Source organism: Pararhizobium sp. LjRoot238, assembly GCF_964252955.1.
In the GTDB taxonomy this organism is placed as follows: domain Bacteria; phylum Pseudomonadota; class Alphaproteobacteria; order Rhizobiales; family Rhizobiaceae; genus Pararhizobium.
In genome coordinates, this window is record NZ_CAXUPP020000001.1 from 1,926,499 (window position 1) to 1,952,536 (window position 26,038).

A 26,038-nucleotide genomic window follows, 5' to 3' on the forward strand; every position below is an offset into this window, starting at 1 on the left:
TCTGCAATGTATGTCAAATGGGACGGAATTGGGACTTTGCACCTGCGGCAAAGTTGTCAATTTCACGTGTTCTTGCGGAACCAGTTGTACAGGAAATCGACGAAGGTCCGCACCTTCGTCGGCAGATAGCGCCGGTGCGGATAGATCGCATAGATGCCGCGGTCCTTGGGAAGATAGGTCTCCAGGATCGGAACAAGCGTGCCGGCAGCAATCTTCGGCCGGGCGATGAATTCCGGAACGCCGGATATGCCGATGCCCGATTCGGCCGCGCGCACGGCGGCAAGCGGGCTGTTGACCTCGATCGGCCCGCCAACCGGGACGCTGAACGTGGTGCCGTCCGGTTCGACGAAGCGCCAGTTGCTGTAGGAGCGGCCGTTGGTATCGATGATGCAGGCGTGCCGCGACAGTTCGGAGGGATGGTTGATCGGCCCGGTCTTTTCGAGAAACTCCGGCGACGCGCAGATCTGCACCTGGAAATCGTCCAGCTTGCGGGCGATCAGTGTCGAATCCTCCAGTTTCGTGATGCGGATCGCAACGTCAAAACCTTCCTCGACCAGATCGACGAAGCGGTCGTCGGAGACGATTTCCAGCGACAGTTCCGGATGCGCCTTGCCGAAATCGATCAGCGACTGGCCGATCTCCGCATCGACGAAGGTGCGGGGCGCGGAAATGCGCAAGCGGCCCTTGAGGTCCGTGTTGCTGGCACGGACGAGGTCGGCGAGGTTGTCGATCTCCTTCAGGATTTCCGACGCCGTCCGGTAATAGGTGTGCCCGGCCTCCGTCAGCGAGAATTGCCGGGTCGTGCGGTTGAGCAGCAGCGCGCCCAGTTCATCCTCGAGTTCGCGCACATATTTGGAGAGCAGCGCCTTCGAGCGCCCGACGCGGCGGGCGGCGGCTGAAAAGCCTTCGGCATCGACCACATCGATAAAGGCGCGAATGCGGGTCAGGGTATCCATCGGTCAATCATTCCCTTTGCATCTATGCAATTTACGCGCTCGATTCGCGCCACCGGTTGGCCGACCGCATTGCACCATCCAAACGCGCGTTTTTGCACTCTCGATACCGCTTATCGCAATTTGCGAAAAGAGGGGTATTTTTCTGAAAGGAAATCGTTTGGAATCAATGGCTTGATTCATCCCAATCAATGCCTCTCATTGTTCATTAAATGTGAACGGGTTGATTGTTTCCGTCTCCGCAAAAAATTCAACAACGAAATCGAAAAAACTCTTGATTACGACAGGGTTTTTTCTTATTTCCCGTTCAGCCCAAAGTCGCACGTGCCCATGGGTGTCCGCCGAACCCTCGAATTGGTGAGGAAATCGGTAAGGTACCTGGAATTAACCCCTCCAGTCGCTATTCCGGCCAACCGGAAAATGCGAGGACATCTGAAGCAACGACGGTGCGGGCCTTTTTGTTCTCTCCCTGCTTTCCATCAGCGGGGGTTACTGAAGAGGCACACCTTCATTGCCGGAAGTGCGGTAGGGTTCTCCCTCCAATCAATGGCAGACAAAGCCGAACAAAGCTCTTGGCGGGGCGTTGTTCACCATCCGCGCATCGTGCGCATGTCTGGTCCCGGGGTCTCCACCGGCTGGTACCAGGACGTGTTCGCGTATGCCCTTTGTCCTCCGGCTTTCCGGAGCCTAACAGATTGGGGAATACCATGACGACTGCACGCATCATCGACTTCTTGAACACCCGACGTCCCGAAGGCCCGTGCCTTGTGGTTGACCTCGATGTCGTGCGCGACAATTTCAAGGCTTTCCGTCATGCCCTGCCGGACAGCTCCATCTACTATGCCGTCAAGGCCAACCCGGCGCCGGAAATCCTGCGCCTTCTCGCCAGCATGGGGTCCAACTTCGATTGCGCGTCCGTCGCTGAAATCGAAATGGCGCTCGATGCCGGCGCGACCGCCCACCGCATCTCGTTCGGTAACACGATCAAGAAAGAGCGCGATATTGCTCGCGCCCATGCGCTGGGTGTGTCCCTTTTCGCGGTCGATAGCCACGAGGAAGTCGAAAAGATTTCCCGCGCGGCTCCGGGCGCACGTGTGTTCTGCCGCGTCCTGACCGATGGCGAAGGTGCCGAATGGCCGCTGTCGCGCAAGTTCGGCTGCGTCCCGCAGATGGCCGTCGACGTGCTCGTCTACGCTCATCAGCTCGGCCTTGTCTCGCACGGCGTCTCGTTCCATGTCGGTTCGCAGATGACCAAGGTCGATGCCTGGGATTCGGCTCTTGCCGATGCCAAGCGCGTCTTCGTGCAGCTGGCAAAGCAGGGCATCGAGCTCAAGATGGTCAACATGGGCGGTGGTTTCCCGACCAAGTACCTGCGCGACGTCCCGTCCGCCGAAGCCTACGGCAAGGCGATCTTCGGTGCGCTGCGCAAGCACTTCGGCAACAACTTGCCCGAAACCATCATCGAGCCGGGCCGCGGCATGGTCGGCAATGCCGGCGTGATCAAGTCGGAAGTCGTCCTGATTTCGAAGAAGTCGGACAACGACAACCACCGCTGGGTCTTCCTCGACATCGGCAAGTTCGGCGGTCTCGCCGAAACCATGGACGAGGCGATCCGCTACCCGATCCGCACCGCGCACGATTCCGACGAAATGGAGCCCTGCGTTCTCGCCGGCCCGACCTGCGATTCGGCCGATGTGATGTACGAGAAGAACATGTATCCGCTGCCGATCTCGCTGACGATCGGTGACGAAGTTCTGATCGAGGGCACGGGCGCCTATACGACGACCTATTCGGCTGTCGCCTTCAACGGCTTCGAGCCGCTGAAGTCCTACGTCATCTGACAAGCCTGCTCCGGTTTTTTAAAGCCGGAGCAGCAAGTTCACAATTTTCGTTCATCGCCGCTTATCACGGTATGGAGCCGCGCACGTGCAAGCCCGCGCAAAGCTGGCTCCATCTTTTTTAACGGCGCATGTACGTTTCGCTCAGGCTCCGCCTGAGCGCGACATGCGCGGGTACGGGAGGCCAAGATGGCCGCTGTTCTTGATTCTGTCCGCGCGTTCTTCGCGCAGAATGCCTTCACCATCGACATGGAAAACCCCGGCGATGTCGTCGCGCGGGAAAACCTGCTCGATCGCGCCATGGGGCCGAACCGCCGCCGCAAGTCGTCGGAAGCGCTGCGCCGCGACCGCGTGCCGGCCGAAGGCCTGGCGCTCGTTGCCCGCGATCCGCACGTCCATGTCATCGGCACGGTGCGCCTGTGGAACGTCGAAGCCGGCGTCAGCCGCGATGGTACGCCGGTTGATGCCCTGTTGCTCGGTCCGCTCGCGGTCGATGCGGCCCATGAGGGCAAGGGCATCGGCGGCGCGCTGATGCGCGCTGCGATCGGCGCGGCGAAGACCCGTGGCCATGGCGCCATCCTGCTTGTCGGCGATGCGCCCTACTACGAGCGCTTCGGCTTCTTCGCCACCAAGGCGCAGCATCTCGTCATGCCGGCCCCGTTCGAGCGCAACCGGTTCCTGGCGCTGGAACTGAAGGACGGCTGGCTGGAAGGCGCTGCCGGCATACTGGTCGCCAGCGGCCGCAAGTTCGCCATGCCGAAATTACGCCGGGCTGCCTGACGGATTTTCCCCGTTGATCCCCGCCTGGAAAAACCGTGTCATTCTTTGAGGGTCTTCAGGGCGGGAAGCCGGGTTCGCGAACCGGCCTCGCCACCGGGCGCGGTCCGGTCCTGAAGGCGGTGCCGGTGAAATGGGCAAATGCCCGTGAAATCCGGCGCCGGGCAGGCAGCAAAGCCTGACACACATACCAAAACGATACCGCTGCCTGCCTTTTCCCAAGCAGTGCCGCTCCGGAGTCCCGACTGTCTCCGGAGCGGAGTTTCGGCCTGCCTGAAATTGACAGTTCCGCACGGATGAACTACACGCCACGGTAACGGGTGAGAGCCCCGGCCGTCCGCAAGCTTTCAAGCTTTTGGTGAAGTCTCTCGTACCCAATCGGTCGTCCATCATCATGGCGTGCGAACGGTGGCAAGGCGGGCTCCCTCCGAAAGACTGCACGCTCCTGTTGGAGACCCCTATGCGCGGATCAATCCCGCTTCCGTCCCTCGATGCCCTGAAGGATCAGGCGAAACGGCTTCGCGCCGGTTTGTCGGCTGAAGGGCAGGACATAACCCACTCGAAATCCCTGGAACTTCTGGCGGCGCAATACGGCTTTCGCGACTGGAACACGATCCACGCTGCCGCCGGCAACCGCCCGCCGCTCAATCCCTGGATGCTCGGTTCCCGCGTCAAGGGCCATTACCTCGGCCAGCCCTTCGAGGCAAAAATCCTCGGCGTCCAGGCCGTCACCGCCCAGCCCGGCCGGTGCAGGCTGACGCTCGATCTCGACGAGCCGGTGGATGTCGTCACCTTCGACAGCTTCTCGGCCTTCCGAAAGCGCGTCCACTGCACGATCGACGAAACCGGCCGAACCGTCGAAAAGACGTCGAACGGCCGGCCGCATGTCGAGTTGATGTGGTAATCATCGCGGGCCGCAGCGGCCCGCGATGCCTACCCACCTCAGAAGAAGATCAAGCGGTGATATCAACCACGCCGCAATCGCCCGCTTCACTACCGAAGGCCAATTGGCGGCCGTTCTTGTTCCAGGCCATGGCGGTGATTGCGCCCTTGCCCGGGCGGCGCAAGAGCACTTCCTTGCTATCGGCGAAGCGCACGACAAGGATCATGCCGTCGGCATAGCCGATCGCCGCGATCTCCTCGATCGGATGGCATGAGACTTGGGTGACCATGATATTGGCGCGGGTGCCGAGTTCGAGCGGCGCCTTGCCCATCGGCCCGTCCTTGGCCTGGAAGGGCCAGACGATGGCGGCGGGAGCGCCGGAGGAGGCAAGCCATTTGCCCTTGGCGGACCAGGATATGGATTTCACCTTGGCGGGATAGCCGGTCATGCGCATGTGGCGCGTCTCGGCGCCGGGCTTGGTATCGAGCTTCCAGCCGTGCAGGGCATTTTCCTGCATGGTGGTGACGACAAAGCGGCCGTCGGGCGAGAAGGTCACGCCGGTATGGGCGCCTTTCCATTCGAGGTCCACCGGCTGTCCGGCCATTGCGACCCAATGGAGCGACACGCCGTTATAGCGGGCAAGGGCGATGCGCATCCCTTTCGGTGCAAAGGCGATGCCTTCGACGGTGCGCTCCTCGGTAAAATCCTTGACCGTGCCATCGGCGAGCCGGACATGCGCCGTCTTGCCATAGGCATAGCCGACGGCGCCTTGCGGGCCGGCGGCAACCTGCGAGATCCATTTGCGGGGAACGCTGGCGATTTCGGTCGTCGTCCCATCCACCTGAACGCGCAACACCTTGCCGTCCTCGCCGCCGGTCAGCAGCGTGTCAGTGGCGTCATCGCGCACGCAGGAGAGAAGGCCCTCATGCGCTTCCACGGTCTTGTGGCCATGGTCGAGGCGGTGGATGAGGCCGGACGATTCGGCGAAGAACGGCACGTCACCCAAAAAGGCCACGCCTGCGACGTGGCCTTCGAGATCGAGAGGAGCGACTGTCGGCATCAGCGTGCTGCGGCCTCGGCGGGAGCGGCCTCGCAGGCCTTGAAGGTGCGCTCCAGCTTTTCGCGGTCAAGCTCGCGGCCGATGAAGACCAGGCGGCTTTCGCGCTTCTCGCCGTCTTTCCACGGACGCTGGTGATCGCCTTCGATGATCATGTGCACGCCCTGGACGACATAACGCTCCTCGTCGCCCTTGAAGGCGATGATGCCCTTGAGCCGCAGGATGTTCGGGCCTTCCGTCTGGGTGATCTTCTGGATCCAGGGGAAGAAGCGGTCCGGGTTCATCTCGCCGCCGCGCAGCGAAACGGATTGCACCGTGACATCATGGATCGGCGAGGGGGTATGGTCGTGGTGATGGTGGTCATGATCGTGATCATGGTGGTGGTGATCGTGGTCGCAATCCGGGCCGCATTCATGATCATGGTCGTGATCATCCTGATCGAGGAATTGCGGATCGTTTTCCAGCGCCCGTTCCAGATTGAAGGCGCCCTGGTCGAGAACCTTCGTCAGGTCGATCTCCGAGCGCTCGGTCCGGTGGATGCGGGCCGACGGGTTGATGACGCGGACGGTCGCTTCGACCCTCGCCAGTTCTTCCGGCGTCACCAGGTCGGTCTTGTTCAGGAGCACGACATCGGCAAAGGCGATCTGGTCTTCGGCTTCTCGGCTGTCCTTCAGGCGCAGCGGCAGGTGCTTTGCGTCGACCAGAGCGACGACGGCATCGAGCTCGGTCTTGGCGCGCACATCGTCATCCATGAAGAAGGTCTGGGCGACGGGCACCGGGTCGGCAAGGCCGGTGGTTTCGACGATGATCGCATCGAAGCGGCCCGGGCGGCGCATCAGGCCTTCGACGACGCGGATCAGGTCACCGCGAACGGTGCAGCAGACACAGCCATTGTTCATCTCGTAGATTTCTTCGTCGGATTCGACGATCAGGTCGTTGTCGATGCCGATCTCGCCGAACTCGTTGACGATGACGGCATATTTCCGGCCATGGTTCTCGGAAAGAATGCGATTGAGCAGCGTCGTCTTGCCGGCGCCGAGATAGCCGGTGAGCACGGTAACGGGAATGGGCTTGGCTGTGGTTTCGGTCATGGGAGCCTCGTGCAGGGGAATTATTCCCAAAAAACGGTCGTTGTTTGCTTCATATAAGGACTTTGCGCAGGGCAGCAACCATGTCGCTTTCTTTTCAGGGCATATTGCATGAGGCTCGCCCTCAAATTATCTTAATTCTCTAAGAGTCGGTCCGGAAAGTTATTCATTTTGAACAGAGCCTTCGCAGCATGAGGCGGATAGACGCCAGCTTGAGGAAGGCGAGCGCGTTGCGCGACAGATTTTCGAAATCCTTGGCCAGCCTGCGGCATCGACCCAGCCATGCGAACGTCCGTTCGACCACCCAGCGCCTCGGCAGAACCTCAAAACCCTTGGCGGTGTCGGAGCGCTTGACGATCGCGGTCGCAAGTCCTGGCATTGCCTTCTTTTGTCCCTTGGCGAAGACAGGCCCCTGATAGCCACCATCGGCGAACAGTTTCTTCAAGAACGGATAGCGCCCGAACAGCGTCTTCAGAACCAGCACGCCACCGTCGCGGTCCTGGATGTCGGCCGGATGAACCAGCGCATGCAGCAGAAGGCCTACCGTATCGACAAGGATATGGCGTTTCTTGCCTTTGATCTTTTTCCCCGCATCATACCCGCCCGGGTCAATGCAGCGCCCCCTTTTTCAGCGCCTTTGACGCTCTGGCTGTCCATGATTGCCGCCGTCGGACTGGCCTCGCGGCCCATCGCCTCACGGCATTTCACGTAGAGTTCCTCATGAATGCGGCCGAGCGTGCCGTCCCAGTTCCACAGGTCGAAATAGCTGAACAGCGTGCTCTTCGGCGGCAGGTCCTTCGGCACTGCCCGCCATTGGCAACCCGTGCTGAGAACATAAAGCAGGCCGTTGAGAACCTCCCGGACATCGACCTCACGCCTGCGACCGCCGTGCTTGGCAGGCGGAATCAAGGGTTCAGCCAGCGCCCATTCCGCATCCGTCAAATCGCTCGGATAGCGCAGACAATCTCGATTGTATTTCCCTCGGTTAGCCTTCGTCCACATCGCGTCCATGCCCTCATCGAATCAATTCAACTGCATGGAATCACAAACGATTCATATCATTCAACTTCTTTATGGACCGACACTAAGGCGGAGTATGAATATGTCGAAATCCAAGCATGTTATACCGAATTCAAAAGGCGGTTGGAGTGTTCGTAGCGCCGGTGCCTCGCGTGCTGCAAAGACCTTTGATTCACAAAGTGAAGCGGTGGCTTATGCTAGAGATGCTGCACGGGCCAATCACAGCGAACTTTACATCCACCGTAGGGATGGAACGATTCGCGATAAACAATCCTATGGACGTGACCCTTTTCCTCCGAAGGGCTGAGCGATTTTGTTCCATAAAAGCGTGTTCATCAACTGCCCTTTCGATGACAAATATATAGAACTCCTTCGCCCCCTCCTCTTTACAGTTTTGTATCTCGATATGATCCCGCGGATCGCACTTGAGCGTCTCGATGCGGGCGAGGCTCGCTTTAGCAAAATTGTGGAACTGATTGGCGCGTGTAAATACGGTATTCATGACCTCTCACGCGCGAAAGCCCAGAAACGCGGCGAGTATTATCGGATGAACATGCCGTTTGAGCTCGGGCTTGATATCGGGGCAAAGCTTTTCGGCGAGGTCCAATTTTCAGACAAAATCACGCTTATTTTGGAGGAAGAGCGATATCGTCACCAAGCAACTATATCGGATCTCTCAAACGCAGATATAGCCGTCCATGGGAATGAACCGGAAGAAGTTGTGAAAGTGGTCCGCGATTGGCTGAGCCATGCCGCGAATCTAAGAGCAGATGGGCCAAGTGCAATATGGGGGGCCTTTATCGAGTTCATGGCTCATAATTACGATGCACTGAAGCAAAGGGGATATTCGGATAAGGATATCGGGCGCGTCCCTATTCCGGAGTTGATTGAGAATATGTCGATCTGGACAGCAGGGCGCCGGCGCTGATTATCGCAATTCGTCCGTTTCAAAAGCTCCCACATCCTCCAGCAGTTCGATGATCCCGGAAACCGCGTGGGCGATCAATTGCTCGCCTCGCTCGGCAGTGGCCGCTGAAGCGTCGCCGGCCACGCCCTCGTCGTTCAAATCCGACATCTTCCAACCGAAGGCATGCGGGCCATAGGCGCGCAGGTGCTTGTAGCGTTCGGCAAATTCGCTCTGGCGGGAGCCGAATCGCGCCGCTTTCGCCATATCCACCTTGCCGGGATGGAGCGCCAGCATCACCGAAGTCTCGACATCGCCGCCGTGTATGTCGATCGCCTTGTCTTCCGGCCTGATCCAGCCGTCGGGCTGCCCGAAGCGCGTCCAGCTCGTTGCGACGGCCAGCATGTTGAACCGCACCCGTGCTTCCGTCGCGACGATCGTCATCAAGGGCGAATTGCCGCCATGGGCGTTCAGCATGACGAATTTGCGGATACCCCGTGTGTTGAGATCCTGCGCGATCCCGAGCCACCGTCCTACCGCCTCGTCGTAGGCGAGCGATCGCGTGCCGTCCACATCCATGTGCTCGATCGAATAGCCGATCGGTTCGGCCGGCAGGAAGGTCACGGGCAAAGCGGGCGGCATTCGGGGGATAATTCGCTCGACCAGTCCCTCGGCAATCAGCGTATCGGTGTCGAAGGGCAGGTGTGGTCCATGCTGTTCGTGCGCACCCAGCGGAAGCACGGCGATCCAGTCTTCCCGGGCAGCGGGCGGAAGATCGGAAACATTGTCTTTCCAACGGGGTGCCGGGAATGTCATGCTTTGTTTATGCCTTTCGGTTGTACTTGCGGCGGGGGTGTTATTCGAGTCATACAGTGGAAGAGAGGCCGTGCAAGAAATTTGGTGGAGGACCGATGGGAAAGAAGAGCAAGGCCGAGAAGAAAGCCAAGGGAGCCAAGAGGAAGAACCACGACGTTGCCGTCGAGGCGCAGGATCTTGCCTCCGTGCTGGTGCAGGCGGCGCGTTCCATGCGCACCGTGCTGTCGCGCAATCTGCTCGAAAGCGGCCTTTATGCCGGCCAGGACGGCGTGATGCTGGCGCTCGCCGAAACCGACGGGCTGACTGCCGGCGTGCTGGCAATGAAGCTTGGCGTCAAGGCGCCGACCATGACCCGCACGATCGGCCGTATGGAAGCCCAGGGCTTTCTGGAACGGCGGGCCGATGAGGAGGATGCCCGTCTGACGAAGGTCTATCTCACCACAAGCGGCCGCGACCGGCTCCAGACGATTGCAGCGGCCGGCAAGACCTCCGAAGAAATCGCCACCAAGGGATTGAGCGAAAAGCAGATCAAGACGCTGATGAAGCTGCTGCGCGCCGTCGACGGCAACCTCCAGAGCACCGACGCTGCGGAATGATTCCTGGAAGCCGGCTATAATTTGGCGATTGCAGCGCCAATTTAAACAGTTTAAAGAGGATTTAAAAATAACGGTGCCTAGCCGGCCGACTTGATGGGGGAAACGTGGCGCAGAAGATCAAGCTCTCAACCATTGCGGAAACGCTTGGTGTGTCCACCGCGACCGTTTCACTGGCCTTGCGCGACAGCCCGCTCGTTGCTGCCATGACCCGGGACAAGATCAAGGATCAGGCGCGGGCGCTCGGTTATATCTACAACCGCCGTGCCGCCAGCCTGCGCACATCCCGCTCGGGCATCATCGGCGTCGTCGTGCACGACATCATGAACCCCTTCTACGGCGAAATCCTCAAGGCTATCGAGGCCGAACTCGATCGCGACCGGCAGACGTTCATTCTTTCCAATCATTATGATTCCGTCGAAAAGCAGCGCGCCTTCATCGAAACCCTGCTGCAACTGGGCGGCGATGGCGTCATCATGTCGCCGGCCATCGGCACGCCGCCGGAGGATATCCAGCTTGCCGAAGACAACGGCATGCCGGCGATCCTGATCGCCCGCTCGATTGAAGGCGTGGACGTGCCGATCTTCCGTGGTGACGACGCCTATGGCATTTCGCTCGCCACCAACCATCTGATCAGCCTCGGACACCGGGTCATCGCCATGGTCGGCGGCACGGACCAGACCTCCACCGGCCGTGACCGGTATCAGGGTTATGTGACGGCGCTGCGCAAGGCCAATATCGAGGTCGATCCGGACCTGCGCATTCCCGGCCCCCGCTCCATGCAGGGCGGTTTCGAGGCGGCGGTGCATCTGCTTTCCCTGCCGCAAAAACCAACCGCGGTCGTGTGCTGGAACGATCTCGTCGCCATCGGCATGATGAACGGCATCGCGCGCGCGGGCCTCGTTCCCGGCCGCGATGTGTCGGTCACCGGTTACGATGATCTCGAGGAAGCGTCGATCTCCACGCCCGCATTGACCACCGTCTGGAACGGGCAATCGGACGTGGGTCGCAGCGCCGCGCGCGCCCTGCTCGACAAGCTCAACGGCAGCCACGAGCCGGACGGCATCCATCTCATCAAGCCCGAAATGCGCATTCGCCAGTCGACCGGCCCGCTTCGGCCCAGTTCATCAGAGTAAGACGATCCAATCCCGGAAGGAGCGAAAGATGCCGCAAGGCCGTCCCCGTATTCTTGTGCCCGGAAGGATGAGCAAGCGTGTGCTCGATCGTCTGCCGGATCACTTCGAGCCGGTCTTTGTCCCTGCCGCCGATCCCGCGCTGGTCACCGCCGACATGGCTTCCAGTGTCTTGGGCATTGCGGCGCAGGGTAAAATCCCCGCCGATTTCATGGATGCGTTTCCCAATCTCGAAATCGTTGCCAATTTCGGCGTCGGCTATGACGGCGTCGATGCCGGACATGCGGCAAAGCGCGGCGTCGTCGTGACCAACACGCCGGATGTGCTGACGGAAGAAGTAGCGGATACGGCGATCGGCCTGCTCATCAATACGGTGCGCCAGCTTCCTGCCGCGGAGCAGTGGCTGCGGCAGGGCCGCTGGGCCAAGGAGGGCGCCTTTGCGCTGTCGCCGCTGACGCTGCGCGGCCGCACGGTCGGTCTCTATGGCCTCGGGCGCATAGGGCTTTCGATCGCCAGGCGCCTCGAGAGCTTCGGGGTGTCCATCGCCTATCACACCCGCACGCCACGCGAGGGGCTTGCCTATTCCTACTATCCGACGCTGAAGGGAATGGCCGAGGCCGTCGATACGATCATCGTCATCGTGCCGGGCACCGAAAGCACCCGCAGAACCGTCAATGCGGAGGTTCTGCAGGCGCTCGGACCGCAAGGTGTCCTGATCAATATCGGGCGTGGCACGACCGTGGATGAGGCGGCTCTCACCGATGCGCTCCAGCGCGGGGTGATCGCCGCCGCCGGCCTCGATGTGTTCGAAAACGAACCCCATGTTCCGGACGCCCTGTTGACACTGCCGAACGTTTCATTGCTGCCGCATGTCGGCTCCGCCTCGCAGGCGACGCGCAACGCCATGGCTGACCTGGTCGTCGACAATCTCATCGCCTGGTTCGAGACGGGCGCGGCGCTGACGCCGGTGGACGAGACGCCGTTCGAACGGAAGACCGCTTAACGGGCTAATGGTCACCGCAGCGGGAATGCCCAATGGTTGACTCTGCCAGCCAGATGAGCGATACTTCGCTACATGGTGAAGTGTCAAGCATCAAGTATGGACCGCACGTTCTCCGCGCTCGCCGATCCTACGCGGCGGAATGTCCTGCTACGGCTGAACGAGGAACCGGGGCTGTCAGTGAGCGAACTCGCTCGGCCCTTTTCGCTAAAGCTTCCAGGAATGATGAAACATCTAGATGTCCTATCTGATGCGGGATTAATCACGCGGACCAAATCCGGTCGCACCGTGTCGGTTCACCTTTCGGTCGGGCCGATGCGGGAGGCTATGGAGTGGCTCAGACGGTACGAACGCTTCTGGACGGTAAGCATCGATCGACTTGTTGCCCTCGTAGTAGAGGATGGCGAGCGATGACCAAGAGCCTTCCGAGCGTGACCATCGTGCGCAGAATCAAGGCCCCGCCCGCTAAGGTTTACGCGGCGCTCACAAAGCCCGAACTAATGATGCAGTGGTGGGGTCCTGATGCAGGGCCGACGCTCAGCGCCGAAGCGGACGTGCGACCGGGAGGTCGCTTCAGCGTCGTATTCCGGTTGCTGAACGGCGAGGAGCACAATCCCACTGGGGTTTATCAGGAAGTGATTCCTGAGAAGAAGCTTGTTTTCACTTGGGAATGGCCCGGAATGCCAGAACGGGAGTCTCTGGTGACGTTTCTGCTTGAGCCGTTTGACGGCGGAACCGAGCTGACGTTGATCCACGAACATCTTCCCGACGAAGCGGCGCGCAAAAGTCACGAGGAAGGCTGGGGAGGCCTCCTTGATAAGCTTCCAGTTTTCCTTGGAGATCTCGAATGGGCGACCTGATCCTCACCACCTTCGACTGGGTTCCCGAGCTGCCGCGGGGCTATGTGCGTGACATACGTGTGCGTTGGGCCCTGGAAGAGGCCGGGTTGCCCTATCGCGTGAAAAGCGCGCCGTTCCGCGATCGGAAGTCCAAGCATTTCTCGCATCAACCCTTTGGCCAGGTGCCGTGGTTGACCGATGGAGACATCTCGATCTTCGAGAGCGGCGCGATCCTGCTTCATCTAGGCGAGCGCAGTGACGCGCTGATGCCTGCCGATCCGCACGGTCGCAGCGAGGCTATAGAATGGCTGTTCGCGGCGCTCAACTCAGTCGAGGCGGCAAGCCTGCCCTGGTCCATTTTCAAGTTCTCCGGCGACACCGCTGAAACGCCGGGACGGAAGCATTTGGACGAGTTCCTCAAGGCCCGGCTTCAGCACATGGAGGCGGTGTTGGCAGAACGCGAATGGCTAGCCGGGTCTTTCTCCGTCGCCGACATACTGATGGCGGATGTGCTGCGCCTTGTCGATCGGTTCGACGGGCTGGCAACATATCCAGCCTGTCGTGACTATGTCGTGCGCGCCACGGCTCGCCCGTCCTTTGTGAAGGCATACGCAGACCAGATGGCGCATTTTGCTGCGGCAGACTGAGCAACACGGACGCCGAAAGCTGACAGTTGCGAAACACCACAGTCGGCCACACGCCGACGCGGCACAATTCCATGGCAGCAGCTCGTCCAGCCGGTTGACCGGGTGACGTTGCTCGCCCCGGTCCGGCACATCGGCGAACCAGTCTCCTGCGGGTTAGCCTCGTTCAGCTTGGCGGTTTCGAGCAGGCTTACATGGCGCCACCCGCTCGCCAGCCGCCGGCGAAGAGCCAGTTTTCCCGTCTACGGCCACCCGCGCAGTGCGTCCTCGGCCCAGGTTGTTGTCGATAATTGCGCTGCTGCGGTCGCCGAGCTGCACTAGACCTGTCAGGCCTTCGCCTTCGAGGCCGCGTAGGCGCGAACGGCGTCGCCGAAGGCCTCAAACAGGGTCGATGAGGGGCGGTCCTGGCCGACCCAGTATTCCGGGTGCCATTGCACGCCGACGGCAAAGGCCTTCGCATCGATCACCGACACGGCCTCGATCGTCCCGTCTTCGGCGACGGCCTCGACGGCGAGACGCGGCGCTGCCTGCGAGATCGCCTGCCGGTGCAGCGAATTCACCTGCACCTCGCCGGTACCGAGAACGGAAGCAAGGCAGCTTCCTTCCTTGACGATGACCTTCTGGCGGATGCCGTAGGCGATATCGAGTTCCTGGACGTCCGGCTTGCGGTGATCCCACATGCCGGGCCTGTCCTGGATTTCGCTCGCCAGCGTGCCGCCAAGCGCGACATTCAGCTCCTGTATGCCGCGGCAGATGGCCAGCAACGGCACGCCGCGCTCAAGCGCCCGCCGGATCAGCGGAAGGCTCGTTGCATCGCGGCCCGGATCGAACGGCCCGTCCGCTTCGGTTGCTTGTCTGCCGTAAAGCGACGGATGGACATTGGTGCGCGATCCGCTGACGAGCACGCCGTCCACACGGTCGAGAATATCATCGGCATCGTTGCCGGTCTCGAGCGCCGGAACCAGGAACGTCATCACGCCGGAACCTTCGACAGCGGCGCGGACATATTGATGCGGCGTGGCATGCCAGACATTGCCGTCGAAGGCCCTGAAATCGGCCGGTATGGCAACAACAGGTTTGGGCATTGCGGGTCTCCAGCTGCGGCTTCGGTCCCTTGGTCTTGTCGAGTCGAAGCCTCGTTTCGCGTCATCTTGCCATTGCTCTCAGGCGCGGGGCAAAGTCAACTCTCCTTATCGCCAGAAGGCCTCCGTCGCCCGTTTGGAGACGCGCTGGATTTGGCCTTCCTGCCTCAGAGCAACCTAGCCGTGCTCGCGCTTGAGGCGCAACCCTATCCAGGCTCTCTTGCGTCCCTTATGCCGCAGGCTTGTCTCCCGGTTTCCGTTGCGCTCAGCTGTCACATTGTGTAAGGGCAGCTATGCGCAATTGGCAGCTTGTGGCGCACTGGCGCGCATGCAATGAATTTTGAGACGAGGCATGGTGCCCGCGGGCCTCTAGGCGCGGCGCCATGGTATTTCAGGGAGACATGCATCATGGCTGAACATCATTCCGGACCGGTCGAAACGGGCGCTCCGATGGATTACTCCGAACACGAGAAGACCTACAATTTCTTCCTCGAAGCGGCGAAGTTCGGAACGCTTTTCTGCGTGGCGCTGCTGATCGCCATGGCGGCCGCTTTCTTCACCACCGCCGGCTTCTTTACCGCGCTCATCTTGTTCATCCTCCTCAACGTCGCCGGCTTCGTGCTTCTGCGCTGATCGGCTTTCCAAAGTTTTGACGAAGACGGGCACCTGGGAGTGAGGTGCCTGTTTTCCCGTGGCCCGGCAGGTTCGGGCCCGGAAGTGCATGCGCGCCGCCCGCCAAAAAGGGATTTGCGCGCGGATATCGAGTGTACGGGTTTGGAGGTCCAGCGGTCGTTCGCCACCTGAAAACCCGTCTCAGGGAGGGACCTGTGGCAGAGACCGTATTCATACCGTTGGAAACCGTGCCGGGCGAAGGGCGTGTTGGCGGCTCTCCGGACAGCGTCAAGAAGCTGAAGACGCTTGGTTTCGAGGTTGTCGTCGAGGCGGGTGCAGGTACCTTGTCGCGGATTCCGGACAGCGAGTTCGAGAAGGCCGGGGCGCGGATCGGGTCGGTTGCGGATGCGGGCGGCGCCGATGTGCTGCTGAAGGTGCGCCGGCCGTCATCTGCCGAGATTGCCTCCTACAAGTCCGGCGCCGTCGTGCTGGCGATCATGGACCCCTATGGCAACGATGAGGCGCTGGGCGAGATGGCCAAGGCCGGCCTTTCCGCCTTTGCGATGGAACTGATGCCGCGCATCACCCGGGCGCAGTCGATGGACGTTTTGTCTTCGCAGGCGAACCTTGCCGGCTATCAGGCGGTGATCGACGCGGCCTACGAATTCGACCGGGCGATGCCGATGATGATGACGGCGGCGGGCACGGTGCCGGCCGCCAAGGTGTTCGTCATGGGCGCCGGCGTCGCCGGCCTGCAGGCGATCGCCACGGCAAGGCGTCTCGGGGCCGTGGTCTCCGCCACCGACGTGCGTCCCGCCTCGAAGGAACAGGTCGCCTCGCTCGGCGCCAAGTTCATCGCCGTCGAGGACGAGGAATTCAAGGCGGCCGAAACCGCCGGCGGCTACGCCAAGGAAATGTCGGCCGAATACAAGGCCAAGCAGGCGGCGCTGACCGCCGAGCATCTGGCCAAGCAGGACATCGTCATCACCACGGCGCTGATCCCCGGCCGTCCGGCACCGCGGCTGATCAGCCGCGAGATGCTGAAGGCCATGAAGCCCGGCTCGGTCGCCGTCGATCTGGCGGTCGAGCGCGGCGGCAATGTCGAGGGTGCGGTGGCCGACCAGGTGGTCGAGGTCGAGGGCGTCAAGGTCATCGGTTATCTGAACGTGCCCGGCCGCATCGCCGCCTCGGCCTCGGCGCTCTACGCCAAGAACCTCGTCACCTTCCTCGAGACCATGGTCGGCAAGGAGACGAAGGCGCTGGCGCTCGACGTCGAGGACGAACTCGTCAAGGCGACGATGCTGACGCATGGCGGCGCCGTCGTGCATCCGAATTTTGCACCGGCTGCGGCCGCAGTCACAGCTTGAAAATTGGAGAGGGCGGCTTTGGCGCTTCGGGGGAAGTGCGGCCGTCCTAAGGGAGATGTTTGATGGCCAATGACCTTCTCGACAAGGCGATCGGCGAGCTCGACCGGGCGGTCGAAGCGGTGCGCACGGCAGCCGAATACGTGCCGGATGCGGCCGGGGCCGCCGCCCACGGGCTGAGCGGCGGGGCGATCGACCCGTTCGTCTTCCAGCTGGCGATCTTCGTGCTGGCGATCTTCGTCGGTTATTACGTCGTCTGGTCGGTGACGCCGGCCTTGCACACGCCCTTGATGGCGGTCACCAACGCGATCTCTTCGGTCATCGTCGTCGGCGCGCTGCTGGCGGTCGGTATCTCGGCAAGCGGCCTTGCCACCGGCTTCGGCTTCGTGGCGCTGATCCTTGCCTCGGTCAACATCTTCGGCGGCTTCCTGGTCACCCAGCGCATGCTCGCCATGTACAGACGCAAAGACAAGTGAGGCGGCCCTGATGTCACCCAATATCGCAGCCTTCCTCTATCTCGTCTCCGGCGTGCTGTTCATCGTGGCGCTGCGCGGCCTGTCGCACCCGACCACCAGCCGGCGCGGCAATATCCTCGGCATGACCGGCATGGGCATTGCCATTCTGACGACGCTGTTGCTCGCCACGCCGTCGCTTGGTGGGTTCGTCCTGATCGTCGTCGGCCTTGCCATCGGCGGCGGGGCAGGCGCCTATATCGCCCGCTCGATCGCCATGACCTCGATGCCGCAGCTGGTCGCCGGCTTCCACTCGCTGGTCGGCCTTGCCGCCGTCCTGGTGGCCGCCTCGGCGCTCTATACGCCGTCCTCCTTCGGCATCGGCGAGATCGGCTTGATCCATGCCCAGGCACTGGTCGAGATGGCGCTCGGCGTCGCCATCGGCGCCATCACCTTCACCGGCTCGATCATCGCCTTCCTGAAGCTCGACGGCCGAATGTCGGGCAAGCCGATCATGCTGCCCTACCGCCATCTCATCAACATCGCGCTCGTCGTGCTGATCGTCTTCTTCATCGTCGGGCTCGCGGCTTCAGAAAGCCGTTTCGACTTCTGGGCGATCGTCGCGCTGTCGCTGGCCTTGGGCGTCTTGCTGATCGTGCCGATCGGCGGCGCCGACATGCCGGTGGTCGTGTCGATGCTCAACTCCTATTCCGGCTGGGCGGCGGCCGGCATCGGCTTCACGCTCGGCAATCTGGCGCTGATCGTCACCGGCGCACTGGTCGGTTCGTCCGGTGCGATCCTCTCCTACATCATGTGCAAGGGCATGAACCGCTCGTTCGTCTCGGTCATCCTCGGCGGCTTCGGCGGCGACAATGGCGCGATCGCCAGCGATGACGGCGTCAGCCGCACGGTCAAGCAGGGCTCGGCCGACGATGCCGCCTTCCTGATGGCCAATGCCTCCAAGGTGATCATCGTGCCGGGTTACGGCATGGCGGTTGCCCAAGCGCAGCATGCGGTGCGCGAGCTTGCCGATGCGCTGAAGAAGAACGGCGTCGAGGTGACCTACGCCATCCATCCGGTCGCCGGCCGCATGCCCGGCCATATGAACGTGCTCTTGGCCGAAGCCAACGTGCCCTATGACGAGGTGTTCGAACTGGAGGACATCAACTCGCAATTCGCCCAGGCCGACGTCGCCTATGTCATCGGCGCCAACGACGTCACCAACCCGGCGGCGCGCGACGACAAGACCTCGCCGATCTACGGCATGCCGATCCTCGATGTCGACAAGGCCAAGACCTGCCTGTTCGTCAAGCGCTCGCTTGGCTCCGGCTATGCCGGCATCGACAACACCCTGTTCTACAAGGACGGCACGATGATGCTGCTCGGCGACGCCAAGAAAATGACCGACGATATCGTCAAGGCGATGAACCACTGAGGCATCGGTCGTTCCCATCCTGACAAACAAGCAAAAGCCCGCCAAAACGGCGGGCTTTTGCCGTTAACGGAGACCCGGTTCGATGGTTCCGCTGCGCGGCAAACGCATGGCAACAAAAAACCCGCCGATGACAGCGGGTTTTGTCGGTTCGTCGGTTTCGGCGCGCGCGGGAGCGGACGGGTTCCGTCAGCCCCCGGCCTTGACGCGGGCGAGGCCGGCGCGGGCCGGCTCGTATTTGGTGTCGAGCGACAGCGCATATGAATAGGACTTCGCCGCCTTCGCCTTGTCGCCGCGGCGTTCATAGACCAGCCCCTGGTTGGCCCAGGATTCGGCGATCTTGCCGTTCAGCGTGATTGCGGTGTTGAAATCCGAGAACGCATTGTCGTCGTCGTTCATGGCGACATAGGAGATGCCGCGGCCGTTATAGGGCTCGGGCGAATTCGGCGCCAGCGAGATCGCGGTCGAGAAATCCTCGATCGCCTGCGCATGCTGCTTGCGTGCCTGGTAGATCAGGCCGCGATTGTGATAGGCGCGCGGGTCGGTCGTGTCGAGTTCGATTGCCTTGTTGAAATCGTTGAAGGCCTGATCGAGCTGGCCGGCCTGGCGATAGAGATTGCCGCGGCCGATGAAGGCGACGTCGTAACGCGGATTGATCTGCAGGGCCGCGTTGTAGTCTGCCTGCGCTGCCGCTTGGTCGCCCATGTTGCGCTCGACCAGCGCCCGGTTGGCATAGGCCTGATAGAATCGCGGATTGAGTTCGATCGCCTTGTTGAAATCGGCGAGAGCCCGGCGGAATTCGCCCGCGCGGCCATAGGCCGAGCCGCGGACATTGTAGCCTTCCGGATCGCTCGGATTGGCCGAGATCACGCCGGACAGGGAGGCGATGTTTTCCTCGGATCCTTGAGCCCGCTCGACGCGCATCATGTCGCCGGATGTTTCCGCCGTCGTGCAGCCGGAAAGCGTCAGCGCAGCGGCAACGGCCAGCATGGAGGCAAGAGCAAAGCCGCTACGGTTGGCACGCGCGGCGCACAGGCCGGAATGATCGGAAAAATCCGCAGTCTTGGCAGTCAATGTCAAGATTGTTCCCTCAATTAAGCGAAGCCTCGGGCGCATCCCCCGGGCCTGGAGCGGCGTACCGGGCGAACATGCGCAGTTTCAAAGTCGAGGAGCATTCAGATGCATCGCCGTGGATGCCAGGCTCCATGTCCGTAGACATTTAAGCACGCTACTGCATAATTCCTTAAATCGGAATCGATTTAAGGGAAAAATTATGCAGCAGATCAAAGTGTTACAGCGACCTTTGCGCGTCTGAAAAGACGCGCGGCGCTGTAAGCGTGCTCGTCGCATGCGTCCGAACAGCTATTATCCGGTCGCACAAGGTTTGAATCGGGTGCCGGAAGCATCGTGTTCAAACAGAAAAGGCGGCGGCGACCATGTCGCCCCCGCCGGAATTACGCGTCTGATGCGCGGGAAGCGCGGATCAGCGTGCCGGAGCCGCAGTGCGGCCGCCCGGAATCAGACCTTCGCGCTGTGCGCGCTTGCGAGCCAGCTTGCGAACGCGGCGAACGGCTTCAGCCTTTTCGCGGGCGCGCTTCTGGGACGGCTTCTCGTAGTAATCACGCATCTTCATTTCGCGGAAAATGCCTTCGCGCTGCATCTTCTTCTTGAGTGCGCGAAGCGCTTGATCGACGTTGTTGTCGCGGACTAGTACCTGCACGTTAATCCCGTTCCTTTGGTTTCGAGTGATCGCCTCATGAAGTCAGGTCAACGAGGCAAAAAAATAGGTTCGCTGAGCCAGAGGGCCCTACGATTGAAAAGAGCGGATACCAGATCGATCCGTCAAAGTCCAGACACGAGTTGCGCGGGCCCACGAATTTTGCGGGAAGGACTGTGCTTTTCCGGCAAAGCCTGCTCTTTGGTCATGATGGTGCCATTCGCCCCGTGTCTGCTGGTACGGTCCGTCGGAGCGATAGGATCGTGTGACCGGAGAATCAATTTGCCGCATGTCGCAACTCGTGCGACTCGCGCCGTCTCGCGTCGCAAAAGAAACGTTGCGGAAGTTCGGGATTTGCGATTTCTAGCATCGACCAAGGAAATTCACCGGCCTTTTGGCGGGACCTACGGAGTGTGAAGGCGGATGCGCAAATATTCGGTTTTTGCTGTCGCTCGCGAAGCGATGCGCGGCCACAGGGGATGGGAGGCGCAGTGGACCTCGCCCGAGCCGCGCAAGGAGTATGATGTCATCATCATCGGCGCCGGCGGCCATGGGCTCGGCACCGCCTATTACCTCGCCAAGGAGCACGGCATTACCAATATCGCCGTGCTCGAAAAGGGCTGGCTCGGCGGCGGCAATACCGGCCGCAACACCACCATCATCCGCTCCAACTATCTCTATGACGAGAGCGCCGGCATCTACGACCATGCGCTGAAGCTCTGGGATGGCTTGAGCCAGGACCTGAACTACAACGTCATGTATTCGGCCCGCGGCGTGATGATGCTGTCACACAACATCCATGACCAGCAGGTGTTCAAGCGTCATATCCATGCCAACCGTTTGAACGGCATCGACAATGAATGGCTGACGCCGGAGCAGGCCAAGGAATTCTGTCCGCCGCTCGATATTTCCCGCACGGCCCGCTACCCCATCAACGGCGCTGCCCTGCAGCGGCGCGGCGGTACCGCCCGCCACGATGCCGTCGCCTGGGGTTATGCCCGCGCGGCGGCCGACCGCGGCGTGCACATCATCCAGAATTGCGAGGTCACCGGCCTTCGCCGCCATGCCAACGGTTCGATCGCCGGCGTCGAGACCAATCGTGGTTATATCGGTGCGAAAAAGGTCGGCGTCGTTGCCGCCGGTCATACCTCGGTGCTGATGGAAATGGCCGATGTGCGCATGCCGCTGGTCAGCTATCCGCTGCAGGCGCTGGTGTCGGAACCGGTGAAGCCGATCTTCCCCTGCGTTGTCATGTCGAACACCGTGCATGCCTATATCTCCCAGTCCGACAAGGGCGAGCTGGTCATCGGCGCCGGCACGGACCAGTATTCGTCCTATTCCCAAACCGGCGGCCTGCAGATCATCACCCATACGCTGGACGCGATCTGCGAACTCTTCCCGATCTTCCGCCGCATGAAGATGATGCGCTCCTGGGGCGGCATCGTCGACGTGACGCCGGACCGGTCGCCTATCCTGGCAAAGACCCCGGTTCCCGGTCTTTACGTCAATTGCGGCTGGGGCACCGGCGGCTTCAAGGCAACGCCGGGCTCGGCCAATGTCTTTGCCCACACCATCGCCAACGACGCGCCGCACAAGATCAACGCGCCGTTCACGCTGGAACGTTTCCGCACCGGCCGCCTGATCGACGAAGCGGCAGCCGCGGCCGTGGCGCATTGATGGGTATCCTGATGTTCCGAGAGCGTGGCCACCCCCCTCTGTCACTTCGTGACATCTCCCCCTCAAGGGGGGAGATCGTTCTTTTCCCACGCCGTGATCTTGCCGCGGCATCCAATTCCGTAAGGCGGGCACAAAGCGCGCGGCTGATCTCCCCCCTTGTGGGGGAGATGCCCCGAGAGGGGCAGAGGGGGGTAAGCCGCCGCACACTCCGTCCTGTCTCTGCTAACCCAAATATCCGCCATGCCCAACCGGCAGGGAGTCTTCCATGCTTCTGATCTATTGCCCCTATTGCGAGGAAGAACGTTCCGAGCTTGAATTCCGCCAGGCAGGCGACGCCCATATCGCCCGGCCGACCAACATGACCGAGATGACCGACGAGGACTTCGAGGCGTTCTTCTTCCTGCGCGACAACGTCAAGGGCCTGACCTTCGAGCGCTGGCGGCATCTGAACGGCTGCGGCCGTTTCTTCAACGCGGCCCGCGACACGGTCAGCGACAAGTTCGTGACGACCTACAAGGCCGGTCGGCCGAAGCCGGAAATCAGCACGCTGCGCCCGGCGACGGAAGCGACGGTCGAAACCTATGAAGCCACGGAGTCCATTGCCAAATGAGCGGCGCCAATCGTATCCCCGGTGCAGGCCGTCTCACCCCTGCAAAGACCGCGCGTTTCTTCTTCGACGGCAAGAGCTATGCTGCGCTTGAAGGCGACACTGTCGCCTCGGCGCTTCTCGCCAGCGGCGTCCATCTCGTCGGCCGTTCGTTCAAGTATCATCGTCCGCGCGGCATCGTCTCGGCCGGCGCAGAGGAGCCGAATGCCCTGATCGGCGTCGAACGCGATGCCGCCCGCAAGCAGCCGAACGTGCGCGCCACGGTCCAGGAAGTCTTCGACGGCATGAAGGTGATTTCGCAGAACCGCTGGCCGTCGCTCGCCTTCGATGTCGGCGCGGTCAACAGCCTGTTGTCGCCTTTCTTCGCCGCCGGTTTCTACTACAAGACCTTCATGTGGCCGAAGCAGGCCTGGAAGCATGTCTACGAGCCGCGGATCCGCGCCGCTGCCGGTCTGGGCGTCTCGCCGACCGAGGACGATACCGACCACTATTCCAGCCGCTACGCCCATTGCGACGTGCTGGTGATCGGCGCCGGTGTTGCCGGTCTTTCGGCAGCGCTTGCTGCCGCCAGGACCGGTGCGCGTGTCATCATCTGCGACGAACAGGCGGAAGTCGGTGGTGCGCTGCATTTCGACAAGAGTGTCACCGTCAACGGGCTCGAGGGCTTCACCTGGGCGCAAGCGACCGCCGCTGATCTGGCGCAGATGGAGAACGTCACCGTGCTGCCGCGCACCACCGCCTTCGGTTACTACGCCCAGAATTTCGTCGCACTGAGCGAACGTGTCACCGAGCACCTGGCAAAGCCGGACCGCAAGCTGCCGCGCGAGCGTCTCTGGCAGGTTCGTGCGAAACGCGTCATCATCGCCACCGGCGCCATCGAGCGCCACATGGTGTTCGCCAACAACGATCGTCCCGGCATCATGCTGGCGTCCGCCGCCCGCACCTTCCTCAATCACTTCGGCGTCGCCGTCGGCAAGAAGATCGGCGTCTATACCGCAAACGACAGCGCCTACGAAGCCGCATTCGACCTGAAGCGCGCCGGCATCACCGTCGCTGCCATCGTTGACAGTCGCGAGAAGCCGGGCGAGGCAGTTCTGGCCGAGGCGCGCAAACTCGGGATCGAGGTTCTGGCAGGCCACGCCGTGGTCGATACTGCCGGCAAGCTGCGCGTCGCCTCGATGTCCGTTGCCCGCAACGGCGGCGGACGTGCCCGTTCGATCGCCATCGATGCGCTTCTGGTCTCGGCCGGCTGGACGCCTTCCGTCCACATGTTCTCGCAATCGCGCGGCAAGGTCGCCTACGACTTCGAAAGCCAGCGCTTCCTGCCCGGCACCTACGCGCAGGATTGCCTGTCCGTCGGCGCCTGCAACGGCACCAACGACCTGCAGGCAACCATCGAGGAATCGCTGGCGGCCGGTGAACTGATGTCAAATGCGTCGGGCTTTACCGCCGCGCAGAAGATCGAGGTTCATGGCGGCAATGCCTTTGCCTGGACCGGCGGCATGGCAGGGGCGGCCGAAGGCGCCGGACCGGACACGACCGTCAAGGCCTTCATCGACTTCCAGAACGACGTCTGCGCCAAGGATATCCGGCTTGCCGTGCGTGAAGGCATGCACTCGATCGAGCATATCAAGCGCTTCACCACCAACGGCATGGCGACCGACCAGGGCAAGCTGTCCAACATCCATGGTCTGGCGATCGCCGCCGAAACGCTCGGCCGCGAAATCCCCAAGGTCGGTCTCACCACCTTCCGTGCGCCCTATACGCCGGTAACCTTCGGCACGCTGATCAACCATTCGCGCGGCGAACTGTTCGATCCGACCCGCAAGACGCCGATGCATGCTTTGGAAGAAGCCCAGGGCGCGGTGTTCGAGGATGTCGGCCAGTGGAAGCGCGCCTGGTACTATCCGCGCGCCGGCGAGGACATGCATCAGGCGGTCAATCGCGAATGCAAGACGGTGCGCGACGTTGCCGGCGTCTTCGATGCCTCGACGCTCGGCAAGATCGAGGTCGTCGGCCCGGATGCGGCTCAGTTCCTGAACCTCATCTATACCAACAGCTGGGACACGCTGAAGCCCGGCCGCTGCCGCTACGGCATCATGCTGCGCGAAGACGGCTTCATCTATGACGACGGCGTCGTCGGCCGCATGGCTGAAGATCGTTTCCACGTGACGACGACGACGGGCGGTGCTGCCCGCGTCATGAACCACATGGAAGACTATCTCCAGACCGAGTTCCCGCATCTGAACGTCTGGCTGACATCGGCCACCGAGCAGTGGGCCGTCATAGCGGTTCAGGGCCCGAAGGCGCGCGAGATCATCGCGCCGCTGGTCGAGGGGATTGATCTTTCGAACGAGGCCTTCCCGCATATGAGCGTTCGCGAAGGCAAGATCTGCGGCGTGCCGACCCGGCTGTTCCGCATGTCGTTCACCGGCGAAGCCGGTTTCGAAGTCAACGTGCCCGCCGATTTCGGCCCGGCCGTCTGGGCGGCGATCTGGGCTCAGGCCGAGCCGATGGGCGCCTGCGCCTACGGCACCGAGACGATGCATATCCTGCGCGCCGAAAAGGGCTATATCATCGTCGGCCAGGACACCGACGGTACCGTGACGCCGGATGATGCGTCGCTCAACTGGGCCGTGGGCAAGAAGAAGCCCGACTTCGTCGGTATCCGCGGCTTGCGCCGTCCCGATCTGGTGGCGGATGGCCGCAAGCAGCTCGTCGGTCTGCTCACCAAGGATCCGAAGGTCGTGCTGGAAGAGGGCGCGCAGATCGTTGCCGATCCGAACCAGGCGCTGCCGATGACGATGATCGGGCACGTGACCTCGTCCTACTGGTCGGAAAACTGCGGCCGGTCGATCGCCCTGGCGCTGGTTGCCGGCGGCAAGGCGAAGATCGGGCAGACGCTCTACGTGCCGATGCCTGACAGGACGATCGCCGTCGAGGTGAGCGACATGGTGTTCTTTGACAAGGAAGGAGGCCGCATCAATGGCTGATCTGGCAACCCGCACTCTGCCGCTCTCCGGCTTCCATGGCGGCTCCGGCGCCGCCAATCTTTCCGCTGCAGCTCCCGCGACGCGGCTGTCGCTGCGGGCCAAGCCGGATGCGGTCTCGGCGCTCTGCGGCGCGCTCGGGGTTACGCTGCCGGTGAAAGCCAAGACCTCGGCTTCCGCGAACGGCCGCCATGCGCTGTGGCTCGGTCCCGACGAGTGGCTGATCATCGACGAGAACGGGGCCGACCTGATGGCGGCGGTCGCATCGAGCGGCGTGCTGCATTCGGCGACCGACATTTCCCACCGCAACACCGCCGTCATCGTCAAGGGTCGCGGCGCGGAAGTGGCGGTCAATGGCGGCTGCCCGCAGGATCTGTCGCTCGGCGTCTTCCCGGTCGGCGCCTGCTCGCGCACCGTTCTCGGCAAGGCGGAAGTCGTCATTCTGCGCACCGCCGAGGATACGTTCCGGGTCGAGTGCTGGCGCTCGTTTTCGCCGTATGTTTCGACGCTTCTGGCTGAAGCGGCTGAGGATGCGGGGAACTGATACGGTCTTTCGGCTG

General features: G+C 61.9%; 27 protein-coding genes and 1 pseudogene. 20 read left to right on the plus strand and 8 right to left on the minus strand.

Annotation, left to right across the window (positions count from 1 at the left end; genetic code table 11):
• Nucleotides 1–62: 62 nt before the first annotated feature.
• On the minus strand, nt 63–956 hold the full coding sequence (locus tag ACSQ3F_RS09425) for a LysR family transcriptional regulator (RefSeq protein WP_436099976.1): 894 nt from the start codon (nt 954–956) through the stop codon (nt 63–65).
• A gap of 704 nt (nt 957–1,660) precedes the next feature.
• Between ACSQ3F_RS09425 and odc2 the strand changes: the two genes are divergently transcribed.
• From odc2 to ACSQ3F_RS09445, 4 genes are all read left to right on the plus strand, one after another.
• Nucleotides 1,661–2,794, plus strand: coding sequence for an ornithine/lysine decarboxylase (gene odc2 / locus ACSQ3F_RS09430; RefSeq protein ID WP_436099977.1), 1,134 nt, complete (start codon nt 1,661–1,663; stop codon nt 2,792–2,794).
• 186 nt (nt 2,795–2,980) lie between these two features.
• Nucleotides 2,981–3,571, plus strand: coding sequence for a GNAT family N-acetyltransferase (locus ACSQ3F_RS09435; RefSeq protein ID WP_436099978.1), 591 nt, complete (start codon nt 2,981–2,983; stop codon nt 3,569–3,571).
• Nucleotides 3,572–3,606: 35 nt separating this feature from the next.
• Complete coding sequence (locus ACSQ3F_RS09440; RefSeq protein ID WP_436099979.1) at nt 3,607–3,750, plus strand: hypothetical protein; 144 nt, start codon at nt 3,607–3,609, stop codon at nt 3,748–3,750.
• 278 nt (nt 3,751–4,028) lie between these two features.
• Nucleotides 4,029–4,472, plus strand: coding sequence for a glyoxalase superfamily protein (locus tag ACSQ3F_RS09445; protein ID WP_436099980.1), 444 nt, complete (start codon nt 4,029–4,031; stop codon nt 4,470–4,472).
• Between the two features lie 49 nt (nt 4,473–4,521).
• Here the strand turns inward: ACSQ3F_RS09445 and ACSQ3F_RS09450 are convergent, their stop codons facing one another.
• From ACSQ3F_RS09450 to ACSQ3F_RS09460, 3 genes and pseudogenes are all read right to left on the minus strand, one after another.
• Nucleotides 4,522–5,511, minus strand: coding sequence for a WD40 repeat domain-containing protein (locus tag ACSQ3F_RS09450; RefSeq protein ID WP_436099981.1), 990 nt, complete (start codon nt 5,509–5,511; stop codon nt 4,522–4,524).
• Nucleotides 5,511–6,599, minus strand: coding sequence for a CobW family GTP-binding protein (locus tag ACSQ3F_RS09455; RefSeq protein ID WP_436099982.1), 1,089 nt, complete (start codon nt 6,597–6,599; stop codon nt 5,511–5,513). The genes ACSQ3F_RS09450 and ACSQ3F_RS09455 overlap by 1 nt, the downstream gene beginning before the upstream one ends.
• Nucleotides 6,600–6,762: 163 nt before the next feature.
• Nucleotides 6,763–7,607 (minus strand): annotated as a pseudogene (locus ACSQ3F_RS09460) (IS5 family transposase).
• 91 nt (nt 7,608–7,698) lie between these two features.
• Here ACSQ3F_RS09460 and ACSQ3F_RS09465 point away from each other — a divergent pair.
• Nucleotides 7,699–7,923: a DUF2188 domain-containing protein gene (locus tag ACSQ3F_RS09465; protein WP_436099983.1), complete on the plus strand. Its 225-nt coding sequence runs from the start codon at nt 7,699–7,701 to the stop codon at nt 7,921–7,923.
• Nucleotides 7,924–7,929: 6 nt separating this feature from the next.
• The gene (locus tag ACSQ3F_RS09470; RefSeq protein ID WP_436099984.1) at nt 7,930–8,544 is read left to right on the plus strand and encodes a hypothetical protein; all 615 of its coding nucleotides are present in this window, start codon (nt 7,930–7,932) and stop codon (nt 8,542–8,544) included.
• Here ACSQ3F_RS09470 and ACSQ3F_RS09475 read toward each other — a convergent pair whose 3' ends face one another.
• Nucleotides 8,545–9,336, minus strand: a complete 792-nt coding sequence (locus ACSQ3F_RS09475) for a creatininase family protein (protein WP_436099985.1) — start codon at nt 9,334–9,336, stop codon at nt 8,545–8,547.
• Between the two features lie 95 nt (nt 9,337–9,431).
• Here ACSQ3F_RS09475 and ACSQ3F_RS09480 point away from each other — a divergent pair, with 95 nt between their 5' ends.
• The 6 genes from ACSQ3F_RS09480 (at nt 9,432) to ACSQ3F_RS09505 (ending at nt 13,548) form a co-directional block, all read left to right on the plus strand.
• Entirely contained in the window at nt 9,432–9,932 is a 501-nt protein-coding gene (locus ACSQ3F_RS09480; protein WP_436099986.1) for a MarR family winged helix-turn-helix transcriptional regulator, read from the plus strand.
• 104 nt (nt 9,933–10,036) lie between these two features.
• Nucleotides 10,037–11,065, plus strand: a complete 1,029-nt coding sequence (locus ACSQ3F_RS09485) for a LacI family DNA-binding transcriptional regulator (protein ID WP_436099987.1) — start codon at nt 10,037–10,039, stop codon at nt 11,063–11,065.
• A 28-nt stretch (nt 11,066–11,093) separates the two neighbouring features.
• Nucleotides 11,094–12,065 carry a 2-hydroxyacid dehydrogenase gene (locus ACSQ3F_RS09490; RefSeq protein ID WP_436099988.1) on the plus strand — a complete coding sequence of 324 codons (972 nt, stop codon included), beginning with the start codon at nt 11,094–11,096 and terminating at the stop codon, nt 12,063–12,065.
• A gap of 96 nt (nt 12,066–12,161) precedes the next feature.
• On the plus strand, nt 12,162–12,476 hold the full coding sequence (locus tag ACSQ3F_RS09495) for an ArsR/SmtB family transcription factor (RefSeq protein ID WP_436099989.1): 315 nt from the start codon (nt 12,162–12,164) through the stop codon (nt 12,474–12,476).
• Nucleotides 12,473–12,922: an SRPBCC family protein gene (locus ACSQ3F_RS09500; RefSeq protein ID WP_436099990.1), complete on the plus strand. Its 450-nt coding sequence runs from the start codon at nt 12,473–12,475 to the stop codon at nt 12,920–12,922. Before ACSQ3F_RS09495 ends, ACSQ3F_RS09500 begins: the two co-directional genes overlap by 4 nt.
• Entirely contained in the window at nt 12,910–13,548 is a 639-nt protein-coding gene (locus ACSQ3F_RS09505) for a glutathione S-transferase family protein (RefSeq protein ID WP_436099991.1), read from the plus strand. The genes ACSQ3F_RS09500 and ACSQ3F_RS09505 overlap by 13 nt, the downstream gene beginning before the upstream one ends.
• A 323-nt stretch (nt 13,549–13,871) precedes the next feature.
• Here the strand turns inward: ACSQ3F_RS09505 and ACSQ3F_RS09510 are convergent, their stop codons facing one another.
• On the minus strand, nt 13,872–14,630 hold the full coding sequence (locus tag ACSQ3F_RS09510; RefSeq protein ID WP_436099992.1) for a gamma-glutamyl-gamma-aminobutyrate hydrolase family protein: 759 nt from the start codon (nt 14,628–14,630) through the stop codon (nt 13,872–13,874).
• Between the two features lie 405 nt (nt 14,631–15,035).
• Here ACSQ3F_RS09510 and ACSQ3F_RS09515 point away from each other — a divergent pair, with 405 nt between their 5' ends.
• The 4 genes from ACSQ3F_RS09515 to ACSQ3F_RS09530 all read left to right on the plus strand — a co-directional run bounded on the left by ACSQ3F_RS09515 (nt 15,036) and on the right by ACSQ3F_RS09530 (nt 18,490).
• Nucleotides 15,036–15,260, plus strand: a complete 225-nt coding sequence (locus ACSQ3F_RS09515) for an aa3-type cytochrome c oxidase subunit IV (RefSeq protein WP_436099993.1) — start codon at nt 15,036–15,038, stop codon at nt 15,258–15,260.
• Between the two features lie 194 nt (nt 15,261–15,454).
• Nucleotides 15,455–16,606, plus strand: a complete 1,152-nt coding sequence (locus tag ACSQ3F_RS09520; RefSeq protein ID WP_436099994.1) for a Re/Si-specific NAD(P)(+) transhydrogenase subunit alpha — start codon at nt 15,455–15,457, stop codon at nt 16,604–16,606.
• A 62-nt stretch (nt 16,607–16,668) separates the two neighbouring features.
• Nucleotides 16,669–17,079 carry a proton-translocating transhydrogenase family protein gene (locus ACSQ3F_RS09525; protein ID WP_436099995.1) on the plus strand — a complete coding sequence of 137 codons (411 nt, stop codon included), beginning with the start codon at nt 16,669–16,671 and terminating at the stop codon, nt 17,077–17,079.
• Nucleotides 17,080–17,089: 10 nt separating this feature from the next.
• Entirely contained in the window at nt 17,090–18,490 is a 1,401-nt protein-coding gene (locus tag ACSQ3F_RS09530) for an NAD(P)(+) transhydrogenase (Re/Si-specific) subunit beta (RefSeq protein WP_436099996.1), read from the plus strand.
• Between the two features lie 186 nt (nt 18,491–18,676).
• On the opposite strand, the gene ACSQ3F_RS09535 is transcribed toward ACSQ3F_RS09530, so the two are convergent.
• Together ACSQ3F_RS09535 and rpsU are read right to left on the minus strand one after the other, a co-directional pair.
• The gene (locus tag ACSQ3F_RS09535; RefSeq protein WP_436099997.1) at nt 18,677–19,603 is read right to left on the minus strand and encodes a tetratricopeptide repeat protein; all 927 of its coding nucleotides are present in this window, start codon (nt 19,601–19,603) and stop codon (nt 18,677–18,679) included.
• Nucleotides 19,604–19,970: 367 nt separating this feature from the next.
• The gene (gene rpsU, locus ACSQ3F_RS09540; protein ID WP_436099998.1) at nt 19,971–20,207 is read right to left on the minus strand and encodes a 30S ribosomal protein S21; all 237 of its coding nucleotides are present in this window, start codon (nt 20,205–20,207) and stop codon (nt 19,971–19,973) included.
• Between the two features lie 420 nt (nt 20,208–20,627).
• On the opposite strand from rpsU, the gene ACSQ3F_RS09545 reads away from it, so the two are divergent.
• The 4 genes from ACSQ3F_RS09545 (at nt 20,628) to soxG (ending at nt 26,022) form a co-directional block, all read left to right on the plus strand.
• Nucleotides 20,628–21,881 (plus strand): sarcosine oxidase subunit beta, encoded by a 1,254-nt coding sequence (locus ACSQ3F_RS09545; RefSeq protein WP_436099999.1) that lies wholly within the window; start codon nt 20,628–20,630, stop codon nt 21,879–21,881.
• 265 nt (nt 21,882–22,146) lie between these two features.
• A complete protein-coding gene (locus ACSQ3F_RS09550) occupies nt 22,147–22,491 on the plus strand; it encodes a sarcosine oxidase subunit delta (protein ID WP_436100000.1) in 345 nt (114 codons plus the stop codon).
• Nucleotides 22,488–25,481, plus strand: coding sequence for a sarcosine oxidase subunit alpha (locus ACSQ3F_RS09555; protein ID WP_436100001.1), 2,994 nt, complete (start codon nt 22,488–22,490; stop codon nt 25,479–25,481). Before ACSQ3F_RS09550 ends, ACSQ3F_RS09555 begins: the two co-directional genes overlap by 4 nt.
• Nucleotides 25,474–26,022, plus strand: a complete 549-nt coding sequence (soxG, locus tag ACSQ3F_RS09560) for a sarcosine oxidase subunit gamma family protein (RefSeq protein ID WP_436100002.1) — start codon at nt 25,474–25,476, stop codon at nt 26,020–26,022. The genes ACSQ3F_RS09555 and soxG overlap by 8 nt, the downstream gene beginning before the upstream one ends.
• The last annotated feature ends 16 nt before the right edge of the window (nt 26,023–26,038 follow it).

Bases quoted from the DNA above. Each gene is read 5' to 3' on its own strand.
- ACSQ3F_RS09425 (WP_436099976.1), bottom strand. From the start codon at position 956: ATGGATACCCTGACCCGCATTCGCGCCTTTATCGATGTGGTCGATGCC.
- odc2 (WP_436099977.1), top strand. From the start codon at position 1,661: ATGACGACTGCACGCATCATCGACTTCTTGAACACCCGACGTCCCGAA.
- ACSQ3F_RS09435 (WP_436099978.1), top strand. From the start codon at position 2,981: ATGGCCGCTGTTCTTGATTCTGTCCGCGCGTTCTTCGCGCAGAATGCC.
- ACSQ3F_RS09445 (WP_436099980.1), top strand. From the start codon at position 4,029: ATGCGCGGATCAATCCCGCTTCCGTCCCTCGATGCCCTGAAGGATCAG.
- ACSQ3F_RS09450 (WP_436099981.1), bottom strand. From the start codon at position 5,511: ATGCCGACAGTCGCTCCTCTCGATCTCGAAGGCCACGTCGCAGGCGTG.
- ACSQ3F_RS09455 (WP_436099982.1), bottom strand. From the start codon at position 6,599: ATGACCGAAACCACAGCCAAGCCCATTCCCGTTACCGTGCTCACCGGC.
- ACSQ3F_RS09465 (WP_436099983.1), top strand. From the start codon at position 7,699: ATGTCGAAATCCAAGCATGTTATACCGAATTCAAAAGGCGGTTGGAGT.
- ACSQ3F_RS09475 (WP_436099985.1), bottom strand. From the start codon at position 9,336: ATGACATTCCCGGCACCCCGTTGGAAAGACAATGTTTCCGATCTTCCG.
- ACSQ3F_RS09480 (WP_436099986.1), top strand. From the start codon at position 9,432: ATGGGAAAGAAGAGCAAGGCCGAGAAGAAAGCCAAGGGAGCCAAGAGG.
- ACSQ3F_RS09490 (WP_436099988.1), top strand. From the start codon at position 11,094: ATGCCGCAAGGCCGTCCCCGTATTCTTGTGCCCGGAAGGATGAGCAAG.
- ACSQ3F_RS09495 (WP_436099989.1), top strand. From the start codon at position 12,162: ATGGACCGCACGTTCTCCGCGCTCGCCGATCCTACGCGGCGGAATGTC.
- ACSQ3F_RS09500 (WP_436099990.1), top strand. From the start codon at position 12,473: ATGACCAAGAGCCTTCCGAGCGTGACCATCGTGCGCAGAATCAAGGCC.
- ACSQ3F_RS09505 (WP_436099991.1), top strand. From the start codon at position 12,910: ATGGGCGACCTGATCCTCACCACCTTCGACTGGGTTCCCGAGCTGCCG.
- ACSQ3F_RS09510 (WP_436099992.1), bottom strand. From the start codon at position 14,630: ATGCCCAAACCTGTTGTTGCCATACCGGCCGATTTCAGGGCCTTCGAC.
- ACSQ3F_RS09515 (WP_436099993.1), top strand. From the start codon at position 15,036: ATGGCTGAACATCATTCCGGACCGGTCGAAACGGGCGCTCCGATGGAT.
- ACSQ3F_RS09525 (WP_436099995.1), top strand. From the start codon at position 16,669: ATGGCCAATGACCTTCTCGACAAGGCGATCGGCGAGCTCGACCGGGCG.
- ACSQ3F_RS09530 (WP_436099996.1), top strand. From the start codon at position 17,090: ATGTCACCCAATATCGCAGCCTTCCTCTATCTCGTCTCCGGCGTGCTG.
- ACSQ3F_RS09535 (WP_436099997.1), bottom strand. From the start codon at position 19,603: ATGCGCCCGAGGCTTCGCTTAATTGAGGGAACAATCTTGACATTGACT.
- ACSQ3F_RS09545 (WP_436099999.1), top strand. From the start codon at position 20,628: ATGCGCAAATATTCGGTTTTTGCTGTCGCTCGCGAAGCGATGCGCGGC.
- ACSQ3F_RS09550 (WP_436100000.1), top strand. From the start codon at position 22,147: ATGCTTCTGATCTATTGCCCCTATTGCGAGGAAGAACGTTCCGAGCTT.
- ACSQ3F_RS09555 (WP_436100001.1), top strand. From the start codon at position 22,488: ATGAGCGGCGCCAATCGTATCCCCGGTGCAGGCCGTCTCACCCCTGCA.
- soxG (WP_436100002.1), top strand. From the start codon at position 25,474: ATGGCTGATCTGGCAACCCGCACTCTGCCGCTCTCCGGCTTCCATGGC.